At 67.5% G+C, this 22,985-nt stretch carries 22 protein-coding genes and 1 tRNA gene; 12 read left to right on the plus strand and 11 right to left on the minus strand.

All coding sequences use genetic code 11. From position 1 onward, the window contains the following. From QOC76_RS08760 to nrfD, 6 genes are all read left to right on the plus strand, one after another. Window positions 1–95 (plus strand) — tRNA-Sec (locus QOC76_RS08760). Between the two features lie 17 nt (window positions 96–112). Next, window positions 113–1,393: an L-seryl-tRNA(Sec) selenium transferase gene (selA, locus tag QOC76_RS08765; protein WP_526356271.1), complete on the plus strand. Its 1,281-nt coding sequence runs from the start codon at window positions 113–115 to the stop codon at window positions 1,391–1,393. Then, the gene (locus QOC76_RS08770) at window positions 1,381–3,072 is read left to right on the plus strand and encodes a SelB domain-containing protein (protein WP_526356273.1); all 1,692 of its coding nucleotides are present in this window, start codon (window positions 1,381–1,383) and stop codon (window positions 3,070–3,072) included. The genes selA and QOC76_RS08770 overlap by 13 nt, the downstream gene beginning before the upstream one ends. Before the next feature lie 107 nt (window positions 3,073–3,179). Next, window positions 3,180–6,452 (plus strand): formate dehydrogenase, encoded by a 3,273-nt coding sequence (gene fdh, locus QOC76_RS08775; protein WP_526356275.1) that lies wholly within the window; start codon window positions 3,180–3,182, stop codon window positions 6,450–6,452. Further along, a complete protein-coding gene (locus QOC76_RS08780; protein WP_526356277.1) occupies window positions 6,449–7,366 on the plus strand; it encodes a 4Fe-4S dicluster domain-containing protein in 918 nt (305 codons plus the stop codon). The genes fdh and QOC76_RS08780 overlap by 4 nt, the downstream gene beginning before the upstream one ends. Continuing rightward, window positions 7,363–8,322 carry an NrfD/PsrC family molybdoenzyme membrane anchor subunit gene (gene nrfD / locus QOC76_RS08785; protein ID WP_526356279.1) on the plus strand — a complete coding sequence of 320 codons (960 nt, stop codon included), beginning with the start codon at window positions 7,363–7,365 and terminating at the stop codon, window positions 8,320–8,322. The genes QOC76_RS08780 and nrfD overlap by 4 nt, the downstream gene beginning before the upstream one ends. Here the strand turns inward: nrfD and QOC76_RS08790 are convergent. Both QOC76_RS08790 and QOC76_RS08795 read right to left on the minus strand, forming a co-directional pair. Then, window positions 8,311–9,096: a Crp/Fnr family transcriptional regulator gene (locus QOC76_RS08790; protein ID WP_526356281.1), complete on the minus strand. Its 786-nt coding sequence runs from the start codon at window positions 9,094–9,096 to the stop codon at window positions 8,311–8,313. The two genes, nrfD and QOC76_RS08790, sit on opposite strands and share 12 nt — an antisense overlap. Window positions 9,097–9,280: 184 nt before the next feature. Beyond that, window positions 9,281–9,604, minus strand: a complete 324-nt coding sequence (locus QOC76_RS08795) for a DUF2795 domain-containing protein (RefSeq protein WP_526356283.1) — start codon at window positions 9,602–9,604, stop codon at window positions 9,281–9,283. Between the two features lie 198 nt (window positions 9,605–9,802). On the opposite strand from QOC76_RS08795, the gene QOC76_RS08800 reads away from it, so the two are divergent. Beyond that, the gene (locus QOC76_RS08800; RefSeq protein ID WP_526356285.1) at window positions 9,803–10,735 is read left to right on the plus strand and encodes an NAD(P)/FAD-dependent oxidoreductase; all 933 of its coding nucleotides are present in this window, start codon (window positions 9,803–9,805) and stop codon (window positions 10,733–10,735) included. A gap of 8 nt (window positions 10,736–10,743) precedes the next feature. Here the strand turns inward: QOC76_RS08800 and QOC76_RS08805 are convergent, their stop codons facing one another. Continuing rightward, complete coding sequence (locus tag QOC76_RS08805) at window positions 10,744–11,235, minus strand: DUF5994 family protein (protein ID WP_526356287.1); 492 nt, start codon at window positions 11,233–11,235, stop codon at window positions 10,744–10,746. Between the two features lie 497 nt (window positions 11,236–11,732). Between QOC76_RS08805 and QOC76_RS08810 the strand changes: the two genes are divergently transcribed. After that, entirely contained in the window at window positions 11,733–12,839 is a 1,107-nt protein-coding gene (locus QOC76_RS08810; protein ID WP_526356289.1) for a glycosyltransferase, read from the plus strand. A 15-nt stretch (window positions 12,840–12,854) separates the two neighbouring features. Here QOC76_RS08810 and QOC76_RS08815 read toward each other — a convergent pair whose 3' ends face one another. The 4 genes from QOC76_RS08815 to QOC76_RS08830 all read right to left on the minus strand — a co-directional run bounded on the left by QOC76_RS08815 (window position 12,855) and on the right by QOC76_RS08830 (window position 16,238). Next, the gene (locus QOC76_RS08815; protein ID WP_526356291.1) at window positions 12,855–14,048 is read right to left on the minus strand and encodes a N(5)-(carboxyethyl)ornithine synthase; all 1,194 of its coding nucleotides are present in this window, start codon (window positions 14,046–14,048) and stop codon (window positions 12,855–12,857) included. Further along, window positions 14,032–14,169: a hypothetical protein gene (locus QOC76_RS08820; protein WP_526356293.1), complete on the minus strand. Its 138-nt coding sequence runs from the start codon at window positions 14,167–14,169 to the stop codon at window positions 14,032–14,034. Before QOC76_RS08820 ends, QOC76_RS08815 begins: the two co-directional genes overlap by 17 nt. Before the next feature lie 91 nt (window positions 14,170–14,260). After that, window positions 14,261–15,790: an MFS transporter gene (locus QOC76_RS08825; RefSeq protein WP_526356295.1), complete on the minus strand. Its 1,530-nt coding sequence runs from the start codon at window positions 15,788–15,790 to the stop codon at window positions 14,261–14,263. Window positions 15,791–15,812: 22 nt separating this feature from the next. After that, window positions 15,813–16,238: a lipoprotein LpqH gene (locus QOC76_RS08830; protein ID WP_526356297.1), complete on the minus strand. Its 426-nt coding sequence runs from the start codon at window positions 16,236–16,238 to the stop codon at window positions 15,813–15,815. Window positions 16,239–16,403: 165 nt separating this feature from the next. On the opposite strand from QOC76_RS08830, the gene QOC76_RS08835 reads away from it, so the two are divergent. Next, the gene (locus tag QOC76_RS08835; protein ID WP_526356299.1) at window positions 16,404–17,642 is read left to right on the plus strand and encodes a DUF4407 domain-containing protein; all 1,239 of its coding nucleotides are present in this window, start codon (window positions 16,404–16,406) and stop codon (window positions 17,640–17,642) included. On the opposite strand, the gene QOC76_RS08840 is transcribed toward QOC76_RS08835, so the two are convergent. From QOC76_RS08840 to QOC76_RS08850, 3 genes are read right to left on the minus strand one after another with little or no spacing between them, the layout of a single operon-like run. Continuing rightward, entirely contained in the window at window positions 17,639–18,253 is a 615-nt protein-coding gene (locus QOC76_RS08840; RefSeq protein ID WP_526356301.1) for an RES domain-containing protein, read from the minus strand. The two genes, QOC76_RS08835 and QOC76_RS08840, sit on opposite strands and share 4 nt — an antisense overlap. Next, on the minus strand, window positions 18,246–18,761 hold the full coding sequence (locus QOC76_RS08845) for a hypothetical protein (protein WP_526356303.1): 516 nt from the start codon (window positions 18,759–18,761) through the stop codon (window positions 18,246–18,248). Before QOC76_RS08845 ends, QOC76_RS08840 begins: the two co-directional genes overlap by 8 nt. A gap of 57 nt (window positions 18,762–18,818) precedes the next feature. Further along, window positions 18,819–19,376, minus strand: a complete 558-nt coding sequence (locus tag QOC76_RS08850; protein WP_526356305.1) for a TenA family protein — start codon at window positions 19,374–19,376, stop codon at window positions 18,819–18,821. A 101-nt stretch (window positions 19,377–19,477) separates the two neighbouring features. Here QOC76_RS08850 and QOC76_RS08855 point away from each other — a divergent pair, with 101 nt between their 5' ends. Genes QOC76_RS08855 through QOC76_RS08865 form a run of 3 tightly spaced genes read left to right on the plus strand, consistent with a single transcriptional unit; the run spans window position 19,478 to window position 21,171 of the window. Beyond that, window positions 19,478–19,888: a hypothetical protein gene (locus tag QOC76_RS08855; RefSeq protein ID WP_526356307.1), complete on the plus strand. Its 411-nt coding sequence runs from the start codon at window positions 19,478–19,480 to the stop codon at window positions 19,886–19,888. A gap of 2 nt (window positions 19,889–19,890) precedes the next feature. After that, entirely contained in the window at window positions 19,891–20,616 is a 726-nt protein-coding gene (locus QOC76_RS08860; protein ID WP_526356309.1) for a hypothetical protein, read from the plus strand. Continuing rightward, the gene (locus QOC76_RS08865; protein WP_526356311.1) at window positions 20,617–21,171 is read left to right on the plus strand and encodes a hypothetical protein; all 555 of its coding nucleotides are present in this window, start codon (window positions 20,617–20,619) and stop codon (window positions 21,169–21,171) included. It abuts the gene before it with no gap. A gap of 49 nt (window positions 21,172–21,220) precedes the next feature. Here QOC76_RS08865 and QOC76_RS08870 read toward each other — a convergent pair whose 3' ends face one another. Next, complete coding sequence (locus QOC76_RS08870) at window positions 21,221–22,903, minus strand: DUF7937 domain-containing protein (RefSeq protein WP_526356313.1); 1,683 nt, start codon at window positions 22,901–22,903, stop codon at window positions 21,221–21,223. Window positions 22,904–22,985 lie beyond the last annotated feature (82 nt).

Below are 22,985 nucleotides of genomic sequence, written 5' to 3' on the forward strand. Positions count from 1 at the left end.
GGAGGCGTATCCGATCTGGTGATCGGCTCGATCTTCAAAATCGCTGAGCGGCAGATGCTGTCGCTGGCGGGTTCGATTCCCGTCCGCCTCCGCCATGACCCCGGAGCACATGGTGACTGACCCGCGACGCCGGGTGCCCCGCACCGACGTCCTGCTGGCCGATCCCCGACTCGCCGAAGCATCACGCGTGCTCGGCCGCGCGCTGGTGAAAACCGTTGTCGCGCAATCGCAGGAGCGGGCGCGTGCCGGAGAGATCGCGCCCGAGCAGGTGGCCGACGACGCCGTCGCGGCCCTGCCGGCGAGCGCGTCGAGCCTGCGGCCGGTCATCAACGCGACCGGTGTCGTCGTCCACACCAATCTCGGCAGGGCACCGCTGTCGCAGGCCGCCGTCGACGCCGTGGTGACCGCCAGCGGAGCCACCGACGTGGAGTTCGACCTGGTGTCCGGCCGCCGCGCCCGCCGCGGCCGCGGTGCGCTGGCCGCCCTGGCCCGAGCTGTGCCGACGGCAGGCGGCGTGCACGTCGTCAACAACAACGCCGCCGCGCTGCTGCTGACCGCGATGACACTGGCGCCCGGCAAGGAGATCGTCGTCAGCCGCGGCGAGCTGATCGAGATCGGCGACGGCTTCCGGCTGCCCGAGCTCATGGGATCGACGGGCTCGCGGTTCCGCGAGGTCGGCACGACGAACCGCACCCATCTGCGCGACTACCTCGACGCCATCGGCCCCGACACCGGCTTCGTGCTCAAGGTGCACCCGTCGAACTACTCCGTGCGCGGCTTCACCTCGACGGTGTCGGTTGCCGAGCTGACAGGAATGGATGCGCCGGTCGTCGCCGACATCGGCTCGGGCCTGCTGACCCCGCATCCGCTGCTGCCCGACGAACCCGACGCGACGACCATGCTGCGCGACGGCGCCGATCTCGTCACCGCCAGCGGCGACAAGCTGCTCGGCGGCCCGCAGGCCGGTCTGTTGTTCGGCGACGCCGAACTGATCGAGCGGTTGCGACGCCACCCGGCCGCCCGCGCTCTGCGCGTCGACAAGCTCACCCTCGCCGCGCTGGAGGCCACGCTCGTCGGGCCGCCCTCGCCCGTCGCGCGGGCCCTCGACGCCGACGTGGCCGACCTTCGCGCCCGCGCGCAGCGGCTCGCCGAACGACTGCCGGACGCTCAGGCGGTCGATTCCATCGCGGCCGTCGGTGGGGGCGGCGCGCCGGATGTCTCGCTGCCCAGCGCGGCGGTGAGCCTGCCCGAGTCGTACGCCGTGTCGCTGCGCACTGGCACGCCTGCGGTCGTCGGCCGGCTGGAGAACGGCCGCTGCCTGCTCGACCTGCGCACGGTCCCGCCGCAGGACGACGAGGCACTGCTCGCGGCGGTGCTGGCATGTATGTCGTAGCGACCGCGGGCCATGTCGATCACGGCAAGTCGACGCTGGTGCAGCGGCTCACCGGCATGTGGCCTGACCGGCTCGCCGAGGAGCAGCGCCGCGGCCTGACGATCGACCTCGGCTTCGCATGGACCGAGATCGACGGGCGGCAGTTCGCGTTCGTCGACGTGCCGGGCCACGAGCGCTTCGTCGCGAACATGCTCGCGGGCGTGGGGGCGGCCGCCCCCTCGGAAAACCCGGTGATGTTCGTCGTCGCGGCCACCGAGGGCTGGATGCCGCAGTCCGACGAGCACCTCTCCGCGATCGAAGCACTCGGCGTCCGCGACGTGCTCGTGGTCATCAGCAAGGCGGACCTCGCCGACCCGGGGCCCGCCGTCGAGCAGGTCCGCCGGCGGTTACCCGACGCACCGATCGTGCTCGGCACGGACCTCGACGCCGTGCGGGCGGAACTGTTGAAGCTCGTCGACCGGCTACCCGCTCCGGACGTCGGCGGCGACGTGCGGCTGTGGGTGGACCGGTCGTTCACCGTCCGCGGCGCCGGCACGGTCGTCACCGGAACGCTCGCGGCGGGCACCGTCCGCGCCGGCGACGAACTCGAACACAACGGCCTTCGCGTCACCGTGCGGGGGCTGCAGTCGCTGGAACGCGACCACAGCGAGGTTGCCGCGGTGGCGCGGGTCGCGGTCAACCTGCGCGGCGTCGACCGTCGACACATCGGCCGCGGCGACACCCTCCGGACGCCGGGTGCGTGGCTGGACACCGCCGAGATCGACGTCGCGCTGCGCAGGGCCGGCGACTTGCACCGCGAACTGGTGCTGCACATCGGGTCGGCGGCGGTGCCGGTGCACGTGCGTCCGCTCGGCGACGCCGCCGCCCGACTGCGGTTGTCACGGCCGTTGCCGCTGCGCATCGGCGACACCGGGTTGCTGCGCGACCCAGGTGAGCACCGCATCGCCGCGGGCATCGAGGTGCTCGACGTGCGGCCGCTGCCGCTGCGCCGCCGAGGAGCGGCGCGGGACCGGGCCGACGAGCTGGCCACCGGTCGTGCCCGCCCACCGGTGTGCGCGCGGGCAAACGAGTTGCGCGCCATGGGTTTTCCGTTGACCGGCCTGCGCATCGGCGACTGGGTCGTCGACCCGCAGTGGTGGTCGGAACGCCGTCAACACCTGATGACGGCCGTGACGGAGTGGTCGAGCCGCCACGACATCGCCGCGGGTATGCCGCTCGAAGCCGTCAGGCAGCAGGCCGGCCTTCCGGCCGCCGAGTTGGTGGCCGAACTGCTCGACGGCACCGGCCTCGAGGTCGCCGACGGCCGGGTCCGCCGACCGGGCGCGACGCTGCCGCCGCGCGTCGACAAGGCGATCAAGGCGGTCGAGGAGTGGTTGGCCGCCGCGCCGTTCAGGGCGCCCGAGGCCGACGAACTTTCCGACCTCGAATTGGGTCCGAAAGAGCTTGCCGCGGCCGTCCGCACCGGCCGCCTCGCCCGCATCGCCGACGGCGTCGTGCTCGGCCCCGACGTGTACGACCGCGCCGCCGACACCCTCAGGACGCTGCCGCAGCCGTTCACCGTCGCCGACGCCAAGCGGGCCATGGACACCACCCGGCGCGTGGCCGTTCCGCTGCTGGAGGAACTCGACAGACGACGCATCACGAAGCGCGCCGGCGACGGCACCCGAACTCTATTTTGATTGCTCCTCGCGTCCGCGTCCTTTAATCGCTCCTCGCGTCCGCGTAGTTTGATCGCTCCTCGCGTCCGCGTAGTTTGATCGGGGTAGCCGCAGGGTAGGAGACGCCGATGGACTTCAGGAAACTGGTCGAGTCGTGGCCGGTGTACAGGCAGCTCACAGGCGACGACCGGCTCGGTCGCGGCAAGGCCGCCCAGTCCAAGCGCTCGCTCACCCTGACGCCGCGCACCGCCGAGGCCGACGGCGTCGCGCACTCCGTCTGCCCGTATTGCGCGGTCGGCTGCGCGCAGAAGGTGTACGTCAAGGACGGCAAGGTCACCCAGATCGAGGGCAACCCCGACAGCCCGATCTCCCGAGGCCGGCTGTGCCCCAAGGGTTCTGCGAGCAAGCAGCTCGTCACCGGTCCGCAGCGCCTGACCAAGATCCGCTACCGCGCGCCGTACTCGAAGGACTGGCAGGACCTCGACCTCGACACGGCGATGGACATGGTCGCCGACCGCGTCCTCGACGCCCGCGAGAAGGGCTGGGAGCAGTTCGACAAGGACCGCAACACACTGCGCCGCACCATGGGCATCGCCAGCCTCGGCGGCGCCACGCTGGACAACGAAGAGAACTATCTGATCAAGAAGCTCTTCACCGCGCTGGGCGCCCTGCAGATCGAGAACCAAGCTCGTATTTGACACAGCGCAACGGTTCCCGGTCTGGGAGCCTCCTTCGGTCGCGGCGGGGCGACGGACTATCAGCAAGACCTCGTCAACTCGGACTTCATCGTCATCATGGGCTCCAACATGGCCGAGGCCCATCCGGTCGGGTTCCAGTGGGTGATGGAGGCCAAGTCGCGCGGCACCCGCGTCGTGCACATCGACCCGCGGTTCACACGTACCAGCGCAGTCGCCGACCAGTACGTGCCGATACGGGCAGGCAGTGACATCGCGTTCCTGGGCGGGGTGATCAACTACATCCTGAGCAACGAGCTCGACTTCCGCGAATACGTCAGCGCGTACACGAACGCGTCGTTCCTCGTCGACGAGCGGTATCGGGACGCCGAAGACCTCGACGGGCTGTTCAGCGGATACGACCACGAAACCGCGTCGTACGACCCGTCGACCTGGCACTACGAGTCGACGCAGCCGGGTGGCCGCGGCGGGACACGCGCCAAGGAACGGGCCGCACCCGACCAGCTGGGCTCCGGGGGTGTCGCGGTCGAGGGTGCTGCAGGCGACATCCCGTCCGACCCGACGCTGCAGCACCCGCGCTGCGTGTACCAGATCCTCAAGCGGCATTACGCCCGCTACATCCCTGAGATGGTGGAACGGGTGTGCGGGGTCCCGGCCGAGGAGTTCCTGCGCGTAGCCCGGGCGTGGGCGGAGAACTCCGGTCGCGAGCGCACGGCCGCGCTGGTGTACAGCGTGGGCTGGACCCAGCATTCGGTGGGCGCCCAGTACATCCGCGCCGGGTCCATCATCCAGCTGTTGCTCGGCAACATCGGCAGGCCCGGCGGCGGCGTGATCGCGTTGCGCGGGCACGCGAGCATCCAGGGCTCCACGGACGTCCCGACGTTGTTCAACCTGCTGCCCGGCTACCTCATGATGCCGAATGCGGGAAACGCCGACCTGTCCGACTACCTCGGCAGGATCAGGGGCGAGAACCAGAAAGGCTTCTGGCGCAACGCCGACGCGTATATGGTCTCCCTGCTCAAGGAGTACTGGGGCGAGCACGCAACTGCCGAGAACGACTACTGCTTCGACTATCTGCCGCGCATCAACGGCGACCACGGCACGTATCGCACCGTCATGGACATGGTCGACGGCAACGTGTTCGGCTATTTCCTGCTCGGCCAGAATCCGGCCGTCGGGTCCGCGCATGGACGGCTGCAGCGGCTGGGCATGGCCAACCTCGACTGGCTGGTCGTGCGCGACATGGTCATGATCGAGAGCGCGACGTTCTGGAAGGACGGGCCGGAGGTCGAGACCGGGGAGATCACGCCGGAGACGTGCCGCACGGAGGTGTTCGTGTTCCCGGCCGCGTCGCATGTGGAGAAGGCGGGCACGTTCACGCAGACGCAGCGGATGCTGCAATGGCGGGAGAAGGCCGTCGAGCCGCCCGGCGACGCCCATTCGGAGCTGTGGTTCTTTTACCACCTGGGCCGCATCCTGCGGGAGAAGCTGGCCGGCTCGGCCGACGAGCGCGACCGGCCTCTGCTCGACCTCTCATGGGACTACGCGATGGAGGGCGACGAGCCGTCGGCCGAGGACGTGCTGCGCCGCATCAGCGGCGTCGATCTCACCACCGGCCGCGCGGTCGACAACTACCTGAGCCTCAAGACCGACGGCAGTACCGCGTGCGGGTGCTGGATCTACAGCGGCGTCTACGCCGACGAAGTGAACCAGGCAGCGCGGCGCAAACCGCATGACGCGCAGGGCCCACACGAGTCCGAATGGGGCTGGACATGGCCGATGAACCGGCGGGTGCTGTACAACCGGGCGTCGGCCGATCCGCAGGGTCAGCCGTGGAGTGAGCGCAAGAAGCTCATCTGGTGGGACGCGAACAAGGGCGAGTGGTCCGGCTTCGACGTTCCCGACTTCGAGAAGAACAAGCCGCCCGATTACCGGCCGCCCGAGGGTGCGGTGGGCGTCGAGGCGCTGCGCGGCGACGACCCGTTCATCATGCAGGCCGACGGCAAGGGCTGGCTGTTCGCGCCCAACGGTTTGCTTGACGGCCCGCTGCCCACACATTACGAGCCACACGAGTCCCCGTTCCGCAACGCCATGTACGCGCAGCAGGGCAACCCGACGCGGGTGGTGTACGGCCGGCCGGACAACCCGTCGAACCCGTCGCCGCCGGAGGCGAACGGTCAGGTGTTCCCGTTCGTGTTCACCGCGGCGCGACTGACCGAGCACCATACCGCCGGCGGAATGAGCCGCCAGTTGCCGTATCTCTCGGAGTTGCAACCGGAGTTGTTCGTGGAGGTGTCGCCGGATCTGGCGGCCGAGCGCGGACTGGTTCATATGGACTGGGCGCATGTGATCACCAGTCGCACCGCGGTGGAAGCGCGCGTGCTCGTGACGGACCGGATGAAGCCGCTGCGCGTGGACGACCATGTGGTGCACCAGATTTGGATGCCCTACCACTGGGGATCCGCGGGCCTGGTCGACGGTGACGTGGTCAACGATCTGCTCGGGGTGGTGGTCGACCCGAACGTGTTCATCCAGGAGAGCAAGGTCGCCACGTGTGACATCCAGCCGGGGCGCCGGCCTCGTGGTCCGGCGCTGCTGGAATACGTCGCCGACTACCGGCGCCGGGCCGGCATCACGCCGGAAACGGGCACCCGCGTGGACACCACCCGGCCTGACGGGGTCGCGCACACGGAGGATCAGGCATGAACGAGAACAGCCTCTACGGGCCGCTGGAAGACCCGGCTGGCAACGCCGGATACGACGACGGGCACCCACCGCGGGTCGGGTTCTTCACCGACACGTCGGTATGTATCGGCTGCAAGGCCTGTGAGGTGGCCTGCAAGGAGTGGAACGGGGTGCCCGACGACGGGTTCAACCTGCTCGGGATGTCGTTCGACAACACCGGCGCGCTCGGCGCGAACTCATGGCGGCACGTGGCGTTCATCGAGCAACCTGCGCACGAGACAAGTGGAGAGGTCCAGAGCCGAGAGCCGATCGACCTCGGCATGCCTGCGCTCGAGCGGCCCGGCGACGGCTCCGGCACCGAGACCCGCACGGACTTTCGCTGGCTGATGAGCTCGGATGTGTGTAAACATTGCACGCACGCGGGTTGCCTTGACGTGTGCCCGACCGGCGCGCTGTTTCGCACCGAGTTCGGCACAGTCGTTGTGCAACAGGACATCTGCAACGGCTGCGGCTACTGCGTGTCCGCCTGCCCGTACGGCGTGATCGAGCGCCGTGAGGGCGACGGCCGCGCGTGGAAGTGCACCTTGTGCTACGACCGGCTGCACGACGGACTCGAGCCGGCGTGTGCGAAGGCGTGCCCGACCGACTCGATCCAGTTCGGGGTCCTGGACGAGTTGCGGGAGAGGGCGGCGCAGCGGGTATCGGACCTACACGAGCGGGGTGTGACCGAGGCTCGGCTGTACGGGCACGACCCCGACGACGGCGTCGGCGGCGACGGCGCGTTCTTCCTGTTACTCGACGAGCCGGAGGTGTACGGGCTGCCGCCGGATCCGGTGGTGCCGACGCGAGACGCCGGCGCGATGTGGAAGTACGCGGGCGTGGCGGCGTCGGCGTTCGTCGGTCTGGCGGTCTCGGCGTTCGTGGGCCGGCGATGAAGGAGCAACTGGCGGTGCCGCGCGCGGAGTTCCGCTCCTATTACGGGCGCCAGATCCTGAAGTCGCCGGTGTGGGACTGGAAGATCGCGGCGTACCTGTTCACCGGTGGACTCTCAGCAGGATCGGCGATGCTGGGCGCGGGCGCGGACCTGACGGGGCGGCCGAGGTTGCGCAAGGTGACCCGGATCGGTTCGCTGGTAAGCATCGTGGCGAGTATGTACTTCCTGGTCGCGGACCTCGGCCGGCCGGAGCGATTCCACCACATGCTGCGGGTGGCCAAGCCGAGCTCGCCGATGAGCATGGGCACGTGGATCCTGTCGGCCTACGGGCCTGGCGCCGCCGTCGCCGCGATCGCGGAGTTGATGCCCAAGCGCCAGCGAGGGACATGGCTTGGCCGGCTGGTGAACCGGGTGGCGAGGCCGGCGGGACTGTGGGCGGCGGGCACGGCACCCGGTGTGGCGTCGTACACGGCAGTTTTGTTGTCGCAGACGGCGGTTCCGGCGTGGCGGGAGGCGCACCCGTATCTGCCGTTCGTCTTCACCGGCTCGGCGGCGGCCAGCGGCGCCGGGTTGGGCATGCTGTTCGCGCCCGTCGACGAGATCGGCCCGGCGCGACGGCTGGCCGTCACCGGCGCCGTGCTGGAGGTCGCCGCGTCGCGCACGCTGGAGCATCGCCTCGGGCTCAGCGCCGAGGCGTACACCACCGGCAAGCCGCACCGGCTGCGGAAGTGGGCCGAGATCCTGACGGTCGGCGGTGCCGTCGGCGCGGCGCTCGGCGGCCGCAACCGCGCCGTGCTGGCCGCGTCGGGTGCGGCGCTGCTGACGGGCAGCGCGCTGCAACGCTTCGGCGTCTTCGAGGCCGGCGTGGCGTCGACGCGCGACCCGCGCTACGTCGTGGTGCCCCAGCGCGAGCGGCTCGACGCGGGCCTGCCCGTGCGGGCGCAATCAGCGCCCTGAGTCCGAAGGGTTTTGCCGGTCGATTGTCTGTTGAGCACGGTCGACCAGCGGTTGGGTTCTATGGATGAACATGGTCCGGCCGTTCGTCGTGATCCAGCCGAGTCGCGCGAACTCCGACAGCGCCTTGTTCACCGATTCTCTGGTGGCCCCGACCAGCTGCGCGATCTCATCCTGCGTCAAGTCATGAGTCACGACTATGCCGTCACCGTCGCTGTGGCCGAAGCGCTGCGCGAGTTTCAGCAATCGGTGAGCGACCCGCCCGGCGACATCGACGACCGTCAGCTCCGCGAGCTCGTCTTCGGCGCGCTGAAGTCGACGTGCGAGTACCCGCAGTAACCGTTCGCTGCACTGCGGATGCTCTCGGGTCCATGCCGTCAAGGCGTCTTGGTGCAGCGTCGCCACCGAGAGATCCGTGATCGCAGTGGCGTTCGCCGAGCGCGGCCCGGAATCGAGAACCGATACAGCACCGAAGATGTCCCCGGCCCCGATAACAGCCGTCAGCTTCTGCTTGCCGTCAGCCGTTCGGCAGCCGACCTTCACCTTCCCGCGCACGATGATGTACATCGTCGCCGCGGTGTCCCCTTCGACGAAGACGTCGTGCCCGGAAGGGAAATCGACCAAGACCAGTTGACCGGAAAGGCTGTCGGAATCCTCGCCGAGCATGTGCTCCAGTGACGCACGAGCCAGCATGATGTCGGCGCGTCGATGACTTCTCGCGTCGGCGGCCGGAGCGCCGGTTGCCCAGCGCTGTCTAAGTTCACCGGTACGCGCCATGTGGCACCGGTGAAATGTGACCTGCCTCCGACATGCGCAGCGACTTACCCGCTAACGATGTCGATCAACCGGCCGCACCACAGTGTTTCGCCAACTGGCCCGCGCGGTTTCGTCCTTCGGACGTTTGCGCGCTCGATCGGTTTGACCGCAGCCGGGCCGCAGAAACCGTGCAGCCGGCTTGAGCCTACGAGTAGCGGTTTTCGCCGAGTTCGTCGACGATGGGGTTGACCGGCCCGGTGTCTTTTGCGTTCTCGGCGAGGCCCGGCTTGGTGTGCGTGCGACGCGCCGAGGCCTTTTCGGAGTCGCTGAGTTCGTCGTCGTCGAGCGTGACGGAGGCGAGCACCTCGGCGAGGTTCCTGTAGGTCTCCGGCGGTATGGCCCGTAGCGCGCGGGCGGCCTCGTCGCAGTCCTTCTCCGAGGCGGCGTTCACCAGATCATCCTTGCCGGCTGGAAAGTCGATGTCCTCGAGGCACTTTCGTACCTCGTCGCGAGATGTGGATGCGACCATGACATTTCTCCTTGTCTTCTCAGCTGGGCGCTGAGTTCACGGGTGGGGGGCTACCCCTCACGCGGCACTCGAACCACCACCGAAGCGCCGGCGTAGTTGCCCACGTCGATACCCCTGTCTGGTGTGATTCGCGGGTGTGATTAGCCAGAACGCGGGGTACCCGCGCCTCATGGAGCAAGGACAGCTTCGGCCGACCGAATGAACGATGTGGTGGACTGCGCCGTCGTCGGCGCAGGAGCGGCCGGTTTGAGTGCTGCCCTTGTCCTGGGGCGGGCGCGGCGGCGGACGCTGGTGATCGACGCCGGGGAGCAGAGCAACCGGGCGTCGGACGTCATCGGGGGCCTGCTGGGATACGACCAACGGCCGCCTGCCGAGTTGTATGCGGCCGGCAGAGAGGAGCTGGCGTCATATCCAACCGTCGAATGTCGCCGTGGGCGGGTCCTGCGCGGTCGCCGTGTCGAAGGCGGTTTCCTGCTTCAGGTCGACGACGGCTCGGAAATTTGTGCCCGTCGGGTGCTGCTGGCGACCGGGATGGACTACTGCCCGCCGCAGCTGCCTGGGCTCGCGCAATTGTGGGGCACATCGGTGTTCCAGTGTCCGTTCTGTCACGGCTGGGAGATGCGGGACAAGCGGCTGGCGGCGCTGGCCGCCGGTGGCGCGGCCATTCACGCGGGGCTGATGCTGCGGGGGTGGACCGACGACCTCGTGGTGCTCACCGACGGGCCCGCGGAGCTGAGCGACGAGAGCCTGCGGATATTGAAGTCCGCTGACGTGACGGTGGATGACCGTCGAATCGTTGAACTGATCGGCGAGCATGGTCAACTGACCGAGATCGCGTTCGCTGACGGGACGCGGTTGCCGCGGGACGGCTTACTGGTCGAGGCGCCGCTGCGGCAGCGGTCACCGCTGGCGCAACAGTTGGGTGTCGCCTACACCGCTGGACCGGTGGGAGTGGACGAGATCAACGTGGACGCCCTTCATCGCACGACGGTCGACGGTGTCTTCGCCGCCGGCGACAACTGCACCAAGCACCCTTCCCTGGCGGACGCGATCAATGCCGGTTCGAAGGCGGCGATGATGATCGTGCAGAGTCTGCTGGCCGACGAGTACGGACTGCCCTATCCGTCGTGACGTTTCGCTCAGCTCGACTCCGCCGCGGCCGCCGTGTCGGATGGCTCTGCCGCGCATACGGAGCGGACGAACACGTCTGCGATCCGGAACGCTTCGGTGTGTTGGTGGCTCGAGACGATGGGTAGCCGGGCGGCTCGTCGCAGCAACATGACGGCGAGAGCTGTGCTGGTTCTCGGCGGCACGACCAGAATGCGCGCTCGGGCGCGGCTACCAATAAGCGTCATGACTCGTTGATGGCGGGTCTCCGCGCCGATTACGGCCGCGTTGCCGCGCCAGTTGAGCGAGTCGAGATTGGGCATACCCGCCAAGGATGACCAGTTTACGTCGATGTCGACGATCCGGCCCAGCGCAGGCTTTACGGCCTCGATCAGCTCGGGGAGTTCGCGTGCGACCGACGCCGTGTGTGGCCACCAGGCCCCGTCGAGCGCGTCGCCCAGCTCAGATGCCAATGTGAGCCGGAGCGGGCTGGCGACGCGGCGCCCGTTCACCGTGCTGGTCACCATAATGTTGTCGAATCAGGCGCGATGGCCCGGATCGCTTCGCGTGCACTGGTTTTGACAGCCAAGCTCGCCTCACCCATGGATGTTCCTCCGTCTTGAGCAGACCCGAGGCGACAACACAGGGGTCAGCACACGAATCGGATCGCGCGTCGATCTTGTTCGACCCCTCATGGGCGAGGATCACGCTGACGACGAAACGGTTCTAACCTGACGCTACACCTGAGCCATCGCGAAGCGGCAACTGGTGATATCGGGAGACGCGCTGCTCAGGATCGCCACGAACCTGCGCAACGCATCACCGCTGGGGTGTAACGTCGATGGTGTTGGGAACCCAGCCAGTCCGGAATGCGTCAGCCTCTTCCGCTGATTTGCCGAGCAACCGCTCACGTCGGACACGCCGGTAACAACCGTCAATCGGAAATGTGTTGAGCGCTTTACCGTCCCTGCCGTCGCTGGCTCCCCCTGTTCGCGTTCGAGGCTTTTCGCGTTGCGCCAAGGTGGGCGTCCTGAGTCCCTATCCGCCGACGTGGGGCGGACTGGCGACATTCACCGCCGCCTTCTCCGAAGCGTTGAGCGGGCATGGCGTCGACGTCAGCGTGGTACGCGTGGCGGACGATTCGATGCCGGCCGGCGGCGAAGTCGTCGGGGAGTTGGTCAACGGCTCCGCACCATCAGTCGCCAAGTGTGTCGACCTGCTCAACCAGAGCGACGTCGCGGTCATCCAGTACGACAACGGCATCTACGGAGGCGTGGACGGCAATGACGTGGTGGACATTATCGGCGGGTTGCGTATCCCGTCCATCGTTGTCGCCCATGCGGTCCTGAAAGATCCGACGCCGCATCAGCTTTCGCTTCTCGCTTGGATCGGCGCCACAGCCGACCAAGTGGTCGTCATGTCGGAGGTTGCGAAGCAACGGTTGTGTGCCGGTTATGGCGTCGATCGCCGCAAGGTCACGACCATCCCGTACGGCGCTGTCGTTCCGAGCGGACCTCCTACCAAGCGTCCGAGTAGACCAACCGTCTTGACATGGGGCCTGATGGGGCCGGGGAAAGGCATCGAGCGCGTCATCGAGGCGATGAGTTCTCTGAATCATCTGCCCGGCCGGCCGCGCTACCTCGTCGTCGGACCGACGCACCCGAAAGTCCTCGCCGAGGATGGCGAGGCGTACCGCGATGCCCTGACCGAGCAGGTGCGCCGCAGCGGAATAGCGGATTCTGTGGTCTTGGACTCTCGTTACTTCAGCGGGCCGATGCTGACCGCCCTGGTTCAGTCTGCAAACGTCGTTGTGCTGCCCTATGACTCCACCGATCAGGTCAGTTCTGGCGCGTTGGCCGACGCCGTCGCCAGCGGCCGGCCAGTCGTGGCCACCGCTTTCCCGCACGCTGTCGAGCTGCTCTGCAACGGAGCGGGCGTCGTTGTCGATCACGACGATCCCAGCGCACTTGTGACAGCGTTGCGCAGCATACTGACGCAGCCGCGCCTCGCCGGGTCGATGGCAGCCGAGGCGCGCCGGTTGGCGCCGGAAATGGCGTGGCCCGTGGTGGCCGCCGCATATCTGCGGCTGGCGCAACGGCTCATCGCCGACCGGCCTGCTTTGATCTGACCGATACCACCTCGGCTAGGACAGGGCGCTCGCCGGCTGGTTGAGCAGGTCGCGAACCGCATGCGGGTAGGCCTCGTCGCGGTCCTGAAACGACAGGATGCCGGGGTTGAGCACGACGCCGTCGCGGATCTCGATCGCCCTGGCGATGGTCGGGGTCCTCTCCCAGCTCGTTGGGCCGGCCAGAACCGGACCGAGGTGGGGTAACAATGCCTCGCTGATGTCCCAGGTCGCCGAGTTCCACAGGTAGGACGGGCTGTGGTCCACCGCGTAATATTGCAGCCCGTTCGCCACGGCGATGAGGGGCTGGGTGAACGAGGTGGGGCGCGCCCAGCTGAAACCCATGCCCGCGTCGCAGGAGACGTCGACGATCAGGCTTCCCGGGGTGAAGGAGGCCAGATCCGCTTCGGTGACGAAGACCAATGGTGCCGCCGGATTCTGAAGGACGCAGTTGACGATGATGTCGTTGTCGGCGAGCAGGCGTGCCACCGGAACGGACCCGTCCGGGGTGTCCGCCCAGATCCGGTCGGGATTGTCCGGGTCGGGGCCCATCTGGATGATCTGGGTGGAAGGAATCGGCGAACCGACGGCGGCCACGTCCCGGTTGGTCAGTACGCGCACATCGTCGACGCCGTGGGCATTCAGCGCGGTGACGGCGCCGCGAGCGGTCGCGCCGAATCCGATGACGGCAGCACGCAACCGGCGGCCATAGCTGCCGGTGATGCCTACCAGTTGCATGGCGTGCAGGACCGAACAGTAGCCCGCGAGCTCGTTGTTCTTGTGAAAGACGTGCAGGCCGAACCCGCCGTCGGCCTGCCAGTGGTTCATCGCCTCGAAAGCGATCAGCGTCAACCGGCGATCGATGGCCTCCTGCGTCAGGGCGAAATCCTGCACGCAGTGCGGCCAGCCCCAGACAACCTGTCCCGAAGTGAGTTCCGTGAGATCCTCTGCCTGAACTTTCGGTAGCAGAATGACGTCGCAGTCGGCAACGACTTGTTCCCGAGTCCTGATTCCACCGACGAGACCGGCCAGCGACTCGTCCGACGCGCCGAAATCCGACCCGTAGCCATGCTCGAGGATGATCCGCCGCCGGACCCGAGGATCGATCCGGCTGAAATGTGCCGGATGGATTGGCAATCTGCGTTCGTTCGGCTTGTGCGAGCGAGCCAGAACGCCTAACGAAAGCTGTTGTGCGTCAGCGCTTCTTGTCATGGAACAGAGTCTCGGCGGACGAGGCCTTGGCCGCCGTCTTGGCGTGCTTGGCGGCGCGCTTCTCCTTGAGAGATTTTCCGGACTTCTTGGTCATGCCTTGTCGAGGAGACTTATCCGACATCGAGGGCCCCTTGATCGTGGGGGCCTGGTTGGTCCCGATTCAGTCTGACCCTACTCCTGTCGGCGGCGCTGCGGACCCGGGCGCGCACGGGTTAGTTGGTCTCGGCCGAAGGCTTGATCAGCAACAGCGCCAGAATGATTGCCGCAATCGGCCCGACGGCCATGATCAAACTCAACGTGTGAATCGCGTCGACCGCGTTCTGCGGCGCCTGGTCGACCACCAGTCGTGCCTGCTCCGGGTTGACCAGATGGGCACCGCGGCCGCCGTGGACCGTCAGCAACGCCTCGCGCGTCTCCGCACGGGTGATCCCGGATTTGGAGAGGTCGTGCACGCTGTCGGTGAGGAAGAGGTTGATGCCCACGAGTGCGAAGAGGGCCGGCCCGAGCGAGTAACCCCCTTCGTTGACGGCGCTCTTGACGGCGGAGACGGCACCGCCGAGGCGAGCCGGCGCGCTGCCCATCATGATCGTGGCCTGCGGTGTGGTGACCAGTGCGCCGCCGACCACGATGAGCGCCGTGGTGACAAAGACCACCGGTCGAGACGTGTGCAGGTCGAAGGACCTCAGCACCAGCAGGCCGGCGAGCATGGTGGTGAGCCCGGCGACGAGCACCGTGCGAGCGCCGAAGCGGTTCGCGGCAGGGCCTGCGGCGGTCGCGGACAGCGCCGCCATCGCGGTGGCAGGAATCAAGAGCAGCCCGAAGAGCTCATGCGACTCCTTGCGAATGGTGACGAGATAGAACGCCAGCAGGACCATCGACCCGCCGAGCACGATGTTGAACACCACTCCGGCGGTGACGGCCGCATTGAACCGGCCCGAGCGGAAGACGCACATGTCCAGCGCCGGATCCGGCGTGCGGCGCTCTTGGAATACGAAGCCACAACCGGCCGCCAGGCCCACCGCGATGGAGGCGAGACCGACGCTGTCGATGCCCGTCTCCATCCGCGAGGTACCGAAGATCAGGCCCAGCAGCGCGACCGCGAACAGCGCCAAGCCGGGCAGATCCAGCCGGCGGCTGGTGCGCATCGTCTCGGGCACGTAGCGCCAGGTGATGGCCAACCCGACCGCGGCGATCAGCGGCACGACGAAAAAGCATGCGCGCCAGTTGATTGCATGCGCGAGCGCGCCGCTGAGCGCGGGCAGCGGGGTGGCGACGGCGTATCCCACACCGAAATACGCGGCGATGGCCGCGGCCCGTCGGCCGGGTGGGAAGACCGCGTTGGTGATCGCCAGCGACAGGCCGATCAGGAAGGCCAGGGTGATCCCGACACCGGCGCGGGCGATCATCAACACCGCCGGCATCGGCGCGGCGGCGGCCAGCGCGCTGAAGGCGATCGCGCCGGCCAGTCCGATCAGGTACATGCGTCGCATGCCGTACAGATCGCCCAGCGCGCCGGCGCTGAGCACGGCGGCGGCCATGGTGAGGGTGGCCAGGCTGGCGACGAAGGTGGCGGTGCTGCCGGAGAACTGCAAGCCGCTGGAGATGACCTGCAGGTTCGCCGAGAAGAGCGTCGGGTCGCCAATCGAAATGGCATAGCCGAGGCCCATGGCGATGACCGTCATCGCGGCCGCGAGGCCCGAGACGTATGTTTCCCGGCCATCGGTACGAGCATCCGTCGACACTGACGGGATGCTACTGCCGCACTCAGCAGGGCGCTTCGATCTTGAACGGCATGTCCGTCGACTTGGCTGGATGTGCCGCGTCGGTGATGACGGCGGTGCCGGTGATCGTGTAGCGGCCATTGCCGTTGACGGCGGCCTCGGCCTTGCCGACACCACTGCCTGCGACGCCGTTGAGGCCGTCGAAGTCATCGATGTTGACGGTCCTGACGACTGGCTGCTGGCCGCCGATCTGCAGGGCGGCTCGGGCGCGTCCGGAGTCGGTGCGCGCGACGATCGTCAAGTCCCATTCGTTCTGAGTACAGGCGACGGATTGCGTCTGCCGCGACTCGTCGCCGACGGTGACGCGACCGGGAGACGGTTCGGTCGGTTCTGTGCCGGTCAGCCCACACCCGGCGGTCACGGTCATTACCGCAAGCGCTGCTGCCAGGCTGATCAACCGACTCCCCACGAGCACCTCCCTTGCGGCGGGGTTACCCACTATGTGGTATCGGCTACACGTCGAGCAGTACCGCCAGGAGGTGCGGGAGCGACGGCGGGTATGAGAAGATCTGATCACCCCGCCCCGGCGTGAGAATTCCGCCGCGTCCAACGTAATCCAGTTTATGGAGATCCGATGTCCACCAATCGTTTCAATGCTGTTGTCACATGGCCGCGCGCATTGGCGTATGCCATCGCCGTGGTCGTCATGGGTGTCGTCGTCGGCGAGCTGGCCGCGATGCTGATCTTCGCGGGCTCGAGCGATCGCCGACTCGACGAGCAGGCGGCGCGCGCCGCCGATTCCGCACCCCCCGTCGTGGCCGCGTCGGCCGACCTCGAGCAGACGCGTCAGGCACGCACGGCTCTCGATGACGCTGTGGTGGACGCCGGCCGCCGACGCGACGAAGCGTTGGTCGTCGCGCGCTGCGAATTCAACCCGTCGCCGGCCTGCCCGCAGACACACATCACCGGACAGCCCGGCGCCGGGCCTGAAAACCGCACTGCCAATGGGTTTCTCGCGGACACCCAACAGCAGCTCGACAAGGTTGTGGTCGAGCGCGACCGTCTCGCCCCGGCTTTGGACGCCGAGGCTGCCGACGACCAGCAGAAGCTGACCACGGCTCGCGATGCCGCGGTGGCGACTGCCGACCGTGGGTTCGGCGCGCGGTGGCTGGCGATGAACGCATACACGCTCGACAGCCCCGGAGCGACGGTGTTGCGCGCGTTGCTGGCCGGCTTGTTCATCGTGCTGTTCCTCTTGCCGCTGATCCTCAAGCTGTCGCGGGCCAAGACGACCGAGGATCGGCTCACGTTGGCCCACGCGCAGCAGGAGCGGGCGGATCTGGAGGCGGATACGGCGATCGCGGTGAAGCGGGCCGAGGTGCGCGCCGCCATCGAGACGTTGCGCGCCGAGCAGGAGCTGACCAGTACCCGCCTGGCGATCGAGGCGCAGAATGAGATCGATCGGGAGGAGCAGCGCCGTCGCGTCGCCGCAGCGATCGAGGCGCCGACGCCGGTGACCTCGGAGCGGGTCGTCGAGGCTGTCGCCGAATTGACGGCCGAGCCAGTGCTTGAAGAGTCGGACAACCTGCCCGCGTTGACCGAGTCGGCGGGTGCGAGGGAGAAGCGCTCGTTGATCCCGACGGTGCCCGGTGTGGCGGGGGCGGCGGTGCGGTGGATGCGTCCGTTCGTGCCGCCGATCGTCGCCAGCGCCATCGATACGACGACGAGGCCATTGCGGGCCGCGCGCCAGGTGTTCGAGGAGACAGAGGAGATCCACGTCAGCATCAGGCGAAGCCATCGGGTGAGCGTGACCTCGGAGGAAACCGCCGACTCGGACGGGCAGTGGCGTCAGTTGCCCTCGGCCGACGCCTAGTCGATGTCCCAGTTGATGGTGAAGTCGTGGTTCAGCACGAGGTCGGTCAGCACGTCAGCACGGCCCTTCAGCGCGCGGGACTCGACGTCGAACCCGTCGATCGCGAAGAACGCGAAGTTGCCCGACGTCTCGGGCGTCGTGCGGGAGCGGTAGACGATCGCGTCGACGTCGGTCCACCAGCGCTTGACCGCATCGGCCACCCGATGGCAGGTGTGCCATACGTCGGGATGCTGGCCGGTGTTGATCTGGTCGTCGACCTGCAGGGCGTCGAGGTTCTTCTCGGTGCGCAGGTCCAGGACACGCAGGTTGCGGGCGGCGACGAGCCGAACCAGGCGGTGAGTTGCGTGATCTGCGGGAATGACGAGGCCGCTGAATCGGTAGCGCTCCCTGAACGCGCCCGCAAGCGTTGCGCCTGCGTAACGAGTGCGAAACGCGCCCGATTCGGGGTCGAAGCGATAGCGGGGTTGCGGAAAGCCGGACCACGTCCACTTGGCCGGAGCTTGCGCGTCGAGTCGCCAAATCTCGGTGCCCGCAGGCACTGAACGGCGTCGAAGTCCGGGTGGCGTGGCGTCGGGGAGTGGGCCGAGGTAACCGGCGGAGAGATCAGGCACCGACGGACGTGAGTACGTGCCACGCCGTTTCGGCGGTCCTGGTGTTGCGCAGCGCTTCTGCGATCGACTTTCCCCCGAGATCATCGTGCTTGGTACGCATGATGCGGTCGGCGATCAGTACGTCGTCGGTGAACCGGGCGAGTAACTCGATTATCCTCGGGAGATCCGTCCGGACGCGATCATCGTGGAATTGCCATGCAGGAAACCATGTTTGATTGCCAACGGCGGTGCCGAGCAGCTTTTTCCGTGTCCGGAGCCGATGGACGGCTTGAGGCGTCTTCACGCCGAGCAGCGCCTGTACGTCGGACGTGCGCATCGAGCCGTCGACGAACTCTTGCACCAGCGCGCCACGCCGCTGCGTGTTCAGTTGGCGGGCGGCGATGCGTTCGAGCGTGCCCTGTGGGGCGGCCGGCGCGGCCAGCAGCGCGTCAAGGATTTGCGCGAATCCTTTGTCTCGTTGAGCCCGGGCAGCGACTTGACGGGCAAGCGGCGCAACGGCGGCTGTCATGTTGTCAGTCTACGCCGGCCACTCGCTATTGAAACAATCGAAACAAGGGTGACGGCGTCATGCCAGCGCCATGTCCCAGAACGCCACCTCATGCGACAGCACGTCGACGACCAGCGCCTCATGTTTATCCGGGACGGCCAGCTCCCCGAGCGCGTCGACGTAGTCCGCGAAGGCCGGCGCGGACCAGTGCTCCACGAACTCGCCGTACGGGGACGAGTCCGACGCGGCGGAGGACCACGCGAGCAGGTACACCCGTTCAATCACCCACAGCGCCGTCATCGCGGCCTCGTACGGCGCCGCGTCCAGTCGCTGAAGCAGTCCGCGGTAGGCGAGCGTCGCCGACAGTGGCGGCGCGCTGAGGTCGAGCCGACGGCGAGCGGCCTGCTCTTCGAACCAGTCGAGCTCCGCAACCAACGCCGCACATCCGCCGACCAGCACGGACTGAGCCGGCCGCGGCGCCCGGGCGAGCAGGCGGGCCTGAAAGGTCAGCAGGTCGGTCACGAACAAGGCGTCCTGCACGAGCCACCGGTCGAACGCCGAGTTGAAAATCGCGCCGTCGCGCACCGCATCGAGAAACGGATGCCGGGTGGCGGCGGTCCACAGTGAATCGAGCACAGTACGAAGGCTAGTCACGCCGGCCCGAGCGGCCGCGCACCGAAGCACTGTCGCAGCTGCCCGCCTCAGGGCGACATTGTCGCTAACCGGATAGGCATTCAATGCTTTCAGCGACAAAGTCGCTCGAAGGCGGGCAGAACGACCGCCGTCCCTTTCGACAAGGTGAAGAAAAATCTCCGCGAAGAGGAGTCCTGCAACGGGCTTATGGTCGAGATGTGGAAACGATTCGGGCTGATGTCGACGGCCTTTTCGCGTTCGGCGCCGCTTGCAAGCGATCGGCAGAAGCGTTGAGCGCTGGGCATCCTGCTCAGCAGAGCGGCCCAAGTTTTCAATCGTCGACCGCGGCTGTAGAAGCTGTACTGACGTTGGCGGGTCGAGCCGAAAACCTGATCAGTATGCGGCTGCGCGTGACGGGACATGCCGTCGTCAGCGCCGGGAACCGGCTGGCCGAATGCGACAGCGCTTCCAGCGAGCGCATCGCCACCGTCGGCGACGCGCCAACAGTGTTGTGACGATGGCAGCTTCGACCGCTTTGCCCACGCTCAGCCAGATCCACGGCTGGGACGTTAGCCATCTCGAAGCGGCCGCGGATGCGTTGGCTGTACGCGCAGCAGCGTGGGAGGGCTGCTATTCCGCGGTCTTTCAACAAACATTTCACCCCGGCGGAACGTCCTGGCAGGGGGCCGCAGCTGATGCAGCCGCTCAGCGAGTTGGGGCCGACCGACGAGTGGTAATCGGCGCCGCAGATCTTCTGACTACAGCAGCAGCCGCTGCACGTGCAGGTGCCGTCGACATTCGAATCGCGAAGCAGGTGGCACTTCACAAGATCGGGATGGCCCGGAGCGCCGGATTCGACGTCGAAGAGGACCTATCGATCGTCGAGGTCACGACGCCGTCCCCAGCGACACGACATCAACGAGAAGCATTGGCGGTGACGCACGCACGGCGCGTCTGGAACTCGGCCGACACGCTGGCGGCCACCGATAGAGAGGCGGCAAGGAAAATTACCCAGGCCGTAGAAGGTTTAGGGGATTTGAGGTTTCCGACAGACCCCGATCAACGATGGCCGGGCGCGATGATGGCTGATTACGCCGGTGTAGTCGGCCCGCTTCCAGCGGCGCCGCACCTGATCTACTGTTACCCGAGTGCTCGTCCCGATTTCTGGTGGTGTGAAGGCTATGACATCGGTGGCGGTCCCTATGGATTCGATTCCCCCATCGACGTGTCGGGGGTCGGCTGAGTGAGCGATTCCGACACAACTCAGCTGTGGCGAATGATTGTCGAGACTCGACAGCTGGAGGACGGCACGTGGCGCGCCTCCATCCCGGCACGGGACTGGTCGGAGCGCGGCGACAGCGAGCAAGAGGCGAGGGACCGAGCCGTCGAGCATGCGATCACCGATGGTGAGGACGCCGACGAAATAGTGCGCAATGCCCCACGTGGCGCTATCGAGCTCGAAGCGGACGATCCGAGGGTGGGCTGGATCTGGCGGTTCACGGCCCAGACGGAACACTTCAGCGATGGCAGCTGGCGAGCGTGGTTTCCGAGCGGAGGATGGACCGTCACGGGATCGACGGAACAGGACGCCATCGAGAAGGCGAACTTGGAGTGGTTCCGCCGCCGGGAGGAACCGGACGAAAGTGCTCGCCGGATCGCCTTAATGCGTCGCCATCTTGTCGAGCCGGTGCCCGGCGTGCAGAACACGTCCAGTGCGGTGCTGCAGTCGGCGTGGAACGATCCGAATCCCGCAGACTCAGTGCGATCGATCATTGAAGGGCTGGACGGCCAGAGGTGACGCGTACGTCCCGCACCGCCTCGAAGGCGGGCAGAACGACGCGGCTTGGTCAGCCGTCGGTGACAGGCCCCGACGCTTGCTCGCCTGCTTCGTTCGGCGGGGTGGGGAGCTGGGTCGTCGGGTCGGATGCCGGTTCGCGACGCAGGATGCGAAGCGCGGAGATTTCCTCCGTCGGCGGCGCCGCCAGCACCGTCGTCGAATCCTCCCTCAGTCGAACGATTTTCGGCACTGCGGCGGGTTGCGAAGGACGCGCGACTGTCGGCGGCGCAGAGGCTGATGGCGACGGCGGGGAAGCGGGCGCCGCTATTCGGGCGTCGCGCCGGCGTACCAGGTAGCCCGCCAGCGGTCCGGTGAACAGCATGGTGACCAGCACGGCGAGGCTCAGTGCGCAGACCACCACGTCGAACGTGCTGGTGATCTGCTGGGCCAGGTTGTTGCCGTAGACGGCGTCGGGCGATAGTTCGGCGTAACGGGGGGCGAGCGCGACGCCGATGGCCAGGTTCGCGACCGTGAACACGAACAGCAACCCGCTGAACGCCGCGATGACGGTCAACACGAGCTCGCCCCTGGCGAGTTGGCGCTGCAGCCACCGCGCGATCAAGCCGGTGATGACGTTGAACACCGTCATCGCGATGCTGTCGTACAGGGCGCGGGGCAGATCCAGCGACAAGGCGATCACGAAGTCGACGACGCGCAGCGCGGCCGCGGCGAACGCCCAGAACGCGATGAGCGTCAGACATTTCTGCGCGGCCGAGCGGTAGGCGCCCAGCGTCGGCGGCTTGACCAGGAAGATGGCGTAGAGCGTCGTCGGTGCGACGATCGCCGCGGCGGCCGCCCAGAACAGGTAGCCCTCGTAACCGACGGCGGCCGTCGAGGTGTTCTGCGCGATGCCGTGGAAGCCGTCGATGTCACGGCCGATGGGAAGGAGCCACACCAGCGTGGCCGCCAGCGCGCCCGAGGCGCCAAGGGCAGTGGTGGCCAACCGCGCCGCGGCGGACTTCTCCAGGAGCCAGCGCGACGCGATGACCAACGCGACCATCGCCGCCGCGCCGTAGAGCACTGTGGTGACGATGACCGCGACGTCCCTGCCGCCGAAGTCGACGTTCGTGACGAACAGATACCGCAGCCGCCAGTACACGTTGAAGGCGACCGACAGCGTCGCGAGCGCAATCGATAGCGCACCCAGCGCCCGCGCGGCGGCATACCAGCGCCGAAAGCCGTTGTCTTCGAGCGTGATACTCGTGATCGGTGGCTGCGCCGCCAGCAGCGCGCCCCCGACGCCCAGCAGCAGTCCGGGGCCGATCCCCGGCGGCACCAGCCCGGTCCCGCCGTCGCGCCAGGTCTCCAACAGCTGATACGCGACGAAGCCGATCGCGACGACCAGATAGGCGACGCTGAGCAGCAGCCGGATCCGGCTTGTGCGGCGGACATTCTGGTCGGATGCGGTGAGCCGGAACGGGCCGACGTGCGGCGCGAGTGCGGCGAGGATGGCGAGCAGTGTGACGGCGACGACGAGGGCGATCAGCAGCCCGTTGCCGACGGGGACACCGACGCCGAAGTCGAGGTTCCACGGCAGAAGCAGCGCGATAACGAGCAGCGCGACTGCGACTGCGTCGCGCACGGTGTTGGCGCGGGCGGGCACGTAACCGACTCGGGGCGACCGGGCGACGACGGCCGCGGCGGCGGTCGCCACCACGGCGGTGTCGGGCGCGTCGTAACGCTGGTCGCTCACGTGACGATTTCCTCTCCAGAGTGACGGTTCGAGTCGCTGCCACCCCAGCGTGCCATTTTCGCATCCGCGCACAAGCAGTTCG

Origin of the sequence: Mycobacterium sp., from assembly GCF_032159565.1 — a bacterium.
Taxonomy (GTDB): Bacteria; Actinomycetota; Actinomycetes; order Mycobacteriales; family Mycobacteriaceae; genus Mycobacterium.

Excerpts from the sequence above, each read along its gene's own strand:
- QOC76_RS08780 (WP_526356277.1), top strand. The coding sequence starts at position 6,449 with ATGAACGAGAACAGCCTCTACGGGCCGCTGGAAGACCCGGCTGGCAAC.
- QOC76_RS08835 (WP_526356299.1), top strand. The coding sequence starts at position 16,404 with ATGTCCACCAATCGTTTCAATGCTGTTGTCACATGGCCGCGCGCATTG.
- QOC76_RS08845 (WP_526356303.1), bottom strand. The coding sequence starts at position 18,761 with ATGACAGCCGCCGTTGCGCCGCTTGCCCGTCAAGTCGCTGCCCGGGCT.
- QOC76_RS08860 (WP_526356309.1), top strand. The coding sequence starts at position 19,891 with ATGGCAGCTTCGACCGCTTTGCCCACGCTCAGCCAGATCCACGGCTGG.
- nrfD (WP_526356279.1), top strand. The coding sequence starts at position 7,363 with ATGAAGGAGCAACTGGCGGTGCCGCGCGCGGAGTTCCGCTCCTATTAC.
- QOC76_RS08800 (WP_526356285.1), top strand. The coding sequence starts at position 9,803 with ATGAACGATGTGGTGGACTGCGCCGTCGTCGGCGCAGGAGCGGCCGGT.
- QOC76_RS08795 (WP_526356283.1), bottom strand. The coding sequence starts at position 9,604 with ATGGTCGCATCCACATCTCGCGACGAGGTACGAAAGTGCCTCGAGGAC.
- QOC76_RS08820 (WP_526356293.1), bottom strand. The coding sequence starts at position 14,169 with ATGTCGGATAAGTCTCCTCGACAAGGCATGACCAAGAAGTCCGGAAAA.
- QOC76_RS08770 (WP_526356273.1), top strand. The coding sequence starts at position 1,381 with ATGTATGTCGTAGCGACCGCGGGCCATGTCGATCACGGCAAGTCGACG.
- QOC76_RS08855 (WP_526356307.1), top strand. The coding sequence starts at position 19,478 with ATGCTTTCAGCGACAAAGTCGCTCGAAGGCGGGCAGAACGACCGCCGT.
- QOC76_RS08790 (WP_526356281.1), bottom strand. The coding sequence starts at position 9,096 with ATGGCGCGTACCGGTGAACTTAGACAGCGCTGGGCAACCGGCGCTCCG.
- QOC76_RS08815 (WP_526356291.1), bottom strand. The coding sequence starts at position 14,048 with ATGACAAGAAGCGCTGACGCACAACAGCTTTCGTTAGGCGTTCTGGCT.